The sequence below is a fragment of the Microcoleus sp. PH2017_08_TRC_O_A genome, from assembly GCF_020738665.1.
In the GTDB taxonomy this organism is placed as follows: Bacteria; Cyanobacteriota; Cyanobacteriia; order Cyanobacteriales; family Microcoleaceae; genus Microcoleus.
This window is the reverse complement of sequence record NZ_JAEQCE010000051.1, coordinates 1-5977: the sequence shown is the minus strand read 5'-3', so window position 1 is coordinate 5977 and position 5977 is coordinate 1. Positions and strand designations below refer to the sequence as shown.

The 5977-nt window shown below is 47.6% G+C and carries 2 protein-coding genes; both read right to left on the bottom strand.

Features of this window, described 5'->3' with window-relative positions; genetic code table 11:
* Positions 1–217: 217 nt before the first annotated feature.
* Entirely contained in the window at positions 218–2833 is a 2616-nt protein-coding gene (locus tag JGK22_RS18530) for a CHAT domain-containing protein (protein ID WP_293179166.1), read from the bottom strand.
* Between the two features lie 704 nt (positions 2834–3537).
* Positions 3538–5977, bottom strand: a 2440-nt coding sequence (locus JGK22_RS18525) for an S-layer family protein (RefSeq protein WP_293236717.1), incomplete at its 5' end; no start/stop codon positions are given.

The window sequence follows — 5977 nt, the reverse complement described above, 5'->3', positions numbered from 1 at the left end:
GATGGGAGCACTCTTTGCTGAGATCTAGGAAAGAGCGCTGAAGCGCAACTACGTACCTTGGCCCAAGCACGAGCCAATCTTCGATCGATAATTTTGGTAGTTTCAGATTTCTTTTCCCGACAATAAAACCACCCAACTAAGAGGGCGGGCCAGGGGGCACCGCCCCTACAAACTGCTTTCGGAGTCAACAGTCAACAGTCAACAGCCAACTGTCAACTTATTGCCAATTCCCTACTAGCACGAAAGGCGCCCAGAAATAAGGATTTTGATACTCTTCGTTTTGCAGCAGGGTTAATTGAGCGTTGCGGAGGGCTTCAGCTTTGCTGGCTTTAGAACCACCAAGCTGGCGGTAAAACTCAGTCATAAAAATAGCGGTAGATTCGTCGTTTACTTGCCAAAGGGTGGCGACTGTGCTGCGAGCACCCGATCGAATTGCGGCGCCAGCTAAACCCAATGCGGCCCGGTTATCGCCGGAAGCAGTTTCGCAAGCACTCAACACCAAAAGCTCGATCGGCTGTTGTTTCTCCCCAGTGCGCGATCGCAAAAGTCGATCGAACTCCTTAACATTTACTTTTTGATCCCAAGTCACAATAAAAGTATCCGCCGCATTCGAGCTAAACTGACCGTGAGTTGCTAAATGGACGATCGGGTAAGACAAAGCTTTAATGCGATCGTGCAACTGCGTGCTGACAAAATCTTGATTCAGCAGCGCACTCGCCGGCATCTGGGCTGAAATTTGTTCGAGTTCCTCTTTCACCCCCGGCAAAGCCGAGAAGCCTTGACGCGATTCCGACAAGCCACCAGTTAGCACTTTTAACTTTACTTGGCTGAGCGGTTTCGGTGCCAGCAATTGCAGTCCCGGCGCCAAAGCAATACTGTATTTTTCTACCAAAAACTTTTCGCCATCGTGCAGCACTGCGATCGGCAGATTTCGCAAGTAACCATCGAGCACAAATACCAGCGTTTTAATCCCGCTGGCAGTCAAATCGGCTTCTGCGGGGCGGATTAACCAGTCGTAAACCTGTTGAATAGGTGGGAACCTGTCGCGCACAAAAGCAGAAGGCCTGATGGTATTTTTGGCTAGTTTGAAGGCTGTTTCTAACTCGGATTGAGACTTCTTAGTCGTATAGCGGCGCAGAGGCTTGCCGGGAATTGACAAAATTACCTCCAAACGATCGCTCAAAATAATTGGGTAAATCACCGCCGCCGTCGGATCGATTTCCTCGATCGACTTTGGTTTAGCATCAGCACAAGCATCCCGAAAAAAGTTATCCAATTCCGCCAACTGCAAAGATTCCACCGTTTGGCGAGCCTGTTTTAACTTATCTTGAGTGGGGGATTCATCTTGCAACAGCAGCCCGACTAATTCCCGATAAACTGGTTCGGCACTTTCCCGAAACGAAAATTGCACTTCGGGATTAACTGTTACCAAATCGCCGCGCAGAGAAGACAATACATTTACAGCTTGAGTATATTGAACGATCGCCCCTTCTGTATTCCCCTGAGCTTTCCGAATCCGTCCGAGTTGCCACAATAATTGATAGGCAATATCGGGAGATTGAAACGCCGGTGCTAAACTCAAAGCTTCAAGAGTCAAAGTTTCAGCTATAGAATGCTGTTGTTTGAGTTCGTAAACCTTGCCCCTAGCTCCTAAAATATAAGCTTGTATTCGTTTGTCGCCCAAACGGTTTGCCGATTCCCCAGCCAAGGAAAGCATTTGAGCGATATCGCTCAAACCTGGAGTACCGATTGGTAATTTATCCAATTTAATCAAGGTCTGTGCTAGATTAATTTGAGCGTAAAGCCCAGCACGATTGGAAGGGAATTGAGCGACTTGAGGTTCAAGAGAACGCCACAAAATCTGTGCTTCCGAGGCATTTTGGCTATCTGCAAACAGACTCAATTGATTCAACCTCGCCTGCATCCCGATAGTTGATTTCCCCGGCATCGCCTCTGCCGCTAGAGCATAATATTCTAAGGCGGAGCGTTCCAAATCAGTCCGCTTTTCCATACTCAAACCCGGTTTATTGCTTTTAGCCCGGGCTGTGTTTCCCAAATTCAAATAAATTGCAGCCTCTTCTTGTCGGACACCTATTTTTCGGGCTGCTTCCATTCCCGCTGACAGCAAATCCTCGGAGCGTTCCAGTTGTCCCAAAACCCGCAGCACCCTGGCTAAAGCATTAATTGCCCGAATATTTTCTAAGGAAACAGATTGATTTTTCAAACTTACTAAGCCTGCGGGCAAAACTTCACAGGTTTTGTTTTCCAGGTTCAAAGAACCTAACAATATTTTGCAAGCTCTGGGGTAAAGTCCGAGAGTTTCCCAAGCTCGACTTTGATTGATTTGAACTTGCAAAAGTTGATTTTTGCTATCAATTTGCTCAAAAAATTTAGCAGCTTGCGTCCAAATGTCGATCGCATCTTGAGTCTGCCCCCGTTCGAGTTTAATCTGTCCTTGAATGTTGAGAGTTTCCGCCCAAATCCGCTGCTGTTCGGGAGTTTTGGGTTGCGCCCGCACCACCGACAAACTCGAATTCACAGCTTGTTCTGCTTGTTCCCAAAGCGCTAGTTGCCCGTAGGTTGCAGCTAAATTGCTCAAAGCCGCCGCGCGATCGAGATTTTGACCTTTTGCCTCAAATTGCGTCGCCGCTTGCTGTAACAGCGGCACAGCTTCGGAAAAACGTTCTGAAGCATACAGAGTTCGAGCTTGTCGGACAAGCTGCACCGCTGGTGGTGACCGCATCTGAGCAACTGCGGGAGGAATCGCCACCGCTAGCAGACAGGATATCAGAAATAAGAGAATTGCTTGTCGGAGCGATCGGGTAAATTTCATATTCAAGCACTTGTAGGAAGACGGGGAGAGAGTGGGAGAGGGTGAAATAGGGCATTAAAATACAATAGGCTTGGGTTATAATTGTCATTGCGAGGAACGAAGCAATCCCAGAATCTATTTTTCACATTGCTTTTTCCCCCTGTACCGTCCTAAGTAAACTGTATTGGGTGATAATTGTCATTGCGAGGAACGAAGCAATCGCAGAAGGGAGCATCTCAGTTTTGTAAGAAGCATTTTTTATTTATACGGTTTACTTAATGCTTTTTTGTCATTGCGAACGTCCACGCGCGGCAATCGCAGCGTCTATTTTTCACCTCGTTTTTCCAACGGACTGTCTTAAGTAAACCGTATTGGCTTATACACGCACGCGAGCGGGGACGCACGCGAGCGGGGACGCTCGCACTATAGCAAAACTGAGATGCTCCCATCGCAGAATTTATTTTTCACATGGCTTTTGCTCTCTTGGCGGTCTGCTCTCAATTGTATTGCATTAAAATAGACAATTTAAATTCAGTACACCACTTACCAATCACCAATTAATCGGGTGCATCTGGTTTTTGAAGCCTGAAGAAGCATGACTGCATATAAGTTATTAGTTATAATCTTATATTCACTGCGGTCATGCTATAGCCCATACAAACATATTTGCTTGCATTGAGATGCACCCAATTAATCCGCGTTTATCCGCCGTAAAAAACATCTTGTCAGCGCGACGGACAAAGAGAATTCGATCGAGGATTGCGAGACTCAGCAGCATTACCTGGATTGTATCCAACCAGCGTCACCTCCCCTTTCTCATTCACCACCCAACCGCGCGCCGGAACTACTTCCCGAGCTTTTTTTTCCCTTTCTTCCTTCGGACTTCTATCCGTTACATCCGTTACATCCCGTACAGCGCTCGTTGCCGAACTTCCTTCTGCTTCCACCCACGGAAACGGCGTTTGTGCGCTACCAAGAAAGTCATTAGGACTCGGTGGCACTCCTCCTTTCCCCGTGACAGTAAACTCGTTATCGGCTCCTTCAACGCAGGGATTAGCAGCAATTAACGCAGCCGGATTCACCACATTTTGTGGCAACTCTACTAAACCTTGAGCGGGATTTACCCCAGAAGCAGTAAATGTTACCGCCCCTTGCAAAGCCGGGCCAGCACTTTGAGAAATCGCGGTGATGTCGCTACTTTGAAGCAGAGATGTGGGACTGACTTGCAAAGCTGCAAATTGCGCGTCACTGAGATTCAACCTGCTTCTGACTTGTTCCCGGCCAACTGCTGCAAAGCCCAAGACATTCGGGACATTAACATTGACGCGGCCGCCACCTGCGGTGCGGGCGTTGGCGGTGATGTCGCTGTTTTCTTGGGGGAGGGCGAGCAAAGTATTGCTATTAATATTGATATTGCCACCTTCAGAAGTACCCGCATCGGTGGTAATTCGACTTCCGCGGCGCAATTGGATGTCTCGTGCTTGCAGGTTAATATTTGCTCCGACACCGGATGCACTTCTACCATCAATGCTACCTTTGTTGTCAAGGCCGATCGCATTTGCGACAATATTGATATTACCAGCGCGCCCGGTTCCCAAAGCTTGCACCGTCACATTGCCTTCATTCCGGACAATCAATCGATCGACATTCAAGTTCACCGAACCTGCATTTGCCGTAGCATTGGGATTATCACCCGTCGCCTTGCCAACAGAAGCATCAATAGAACTGTTAAAACGAGGATTACCTAAACTACCATTTACTTCGACGCGATCGGCATTAATCGTAATATCCCCCACGTTTCCTTTACCCGAAGAATTAGAAGAAATGAAGCCCCCATCCCGCAGAATCAGGTTTCGCGTGTCAATGCGGATATCCCCGGCCCGGCTAGAACTAATTGTTCCAGAGGAAAAAGCACTAGCAACTTGATTCCCATTGCTCAAAACTTCAGAAATACCTGCAATTTCTACTGATTCGCTAGCCCTAACAGTTAAGTTTCCTCCTGGCCCCCCATTCGTAGAGAAGATAACTCCGCCAACCGAAACACCGCTCCCCAAGGTGAACGCGGAGCCCCCAGAAAGACTCAGCCGTTTTGTATCGATAGTGATATCTCCCGCCTTTCCGGTAGAGCCGATGGTAAGCGTGCTGATGCCGCTTGCGACAGCAGTTTGAGAAATGGTGTTCGACAATTGTACCGATTCAGCAGCTTTAATTGTTATATTTCCCGATCGGGCAGCGTTGTAGCTAGTGCTGGCGAGAATAGCACCATCGCGCAGGATCAATCTTTGGACATCAACGGTGATATTTCCTGCCGCACCGGTACTCCCTTTCGTTGTTGCGTTGTTGCTCCCAGAACCCTGAATCTCAAAAGTATTCGCACGGATGCTTAAATTTCCACCATTTCCAGCACCAAAAGCTATGCCGCCAAATATTGCACCATCCCGCATCAGCAGGCGTCCAGTATCGATTTTAATGTCTCCGGCTGCTCCAGCGCCAGCAGTAGCATTAAGCAACACAAAGTTCGCAGCTAATGGGTCGATTAGTCCCGATGCCAGATATTTAATTACAATCTGTTGAAAGCCCTCAATTCCCAGCCCGCTGATTTCTATTGCATCAGCAGCACGCAAATTGATATTACCTCCAGCACCATCTCCAAAAGTGAAAGTAGACAATTGCGTCCCGTTTTGCACTTGCAACTTTTGGGTGTTTATATCAATACCTTTTCCATCAATATTCCCGAAGGTGAGCGCATATATTCGTGCAGCATTGATGCCGATATTTCCACCTTTTAGTTCTACTCTACCGCCACCTATTCCACTCGTGTTAATCAGCGTACTATTGGATATTTGAATATTGCCAAAGTTTTGAATGTTGCCATAATTTAAACTTAAACTCCCCTGCTGTGGACTCGATGTCAGTGCCAAATCTACTAAACCGGGACTGGCTACGCTACCGAGTGCAATTTGTCCGCCACTAGCAGTTAAATTGCCACCTGGGATTTGGATGTCGCCACCAATCAGTGCTAAAGTCTGACCCTTGTCTACTGCTAAGCCAACTCGATCTGTAATCGGAATCGCTACGGGAGATGTTGCTGGGAGATTGACTGTTCCTGTAGCTGTGGATTGATTGACAATTGTACCGGGATTGTCTCTAAATCTCAGACCAACT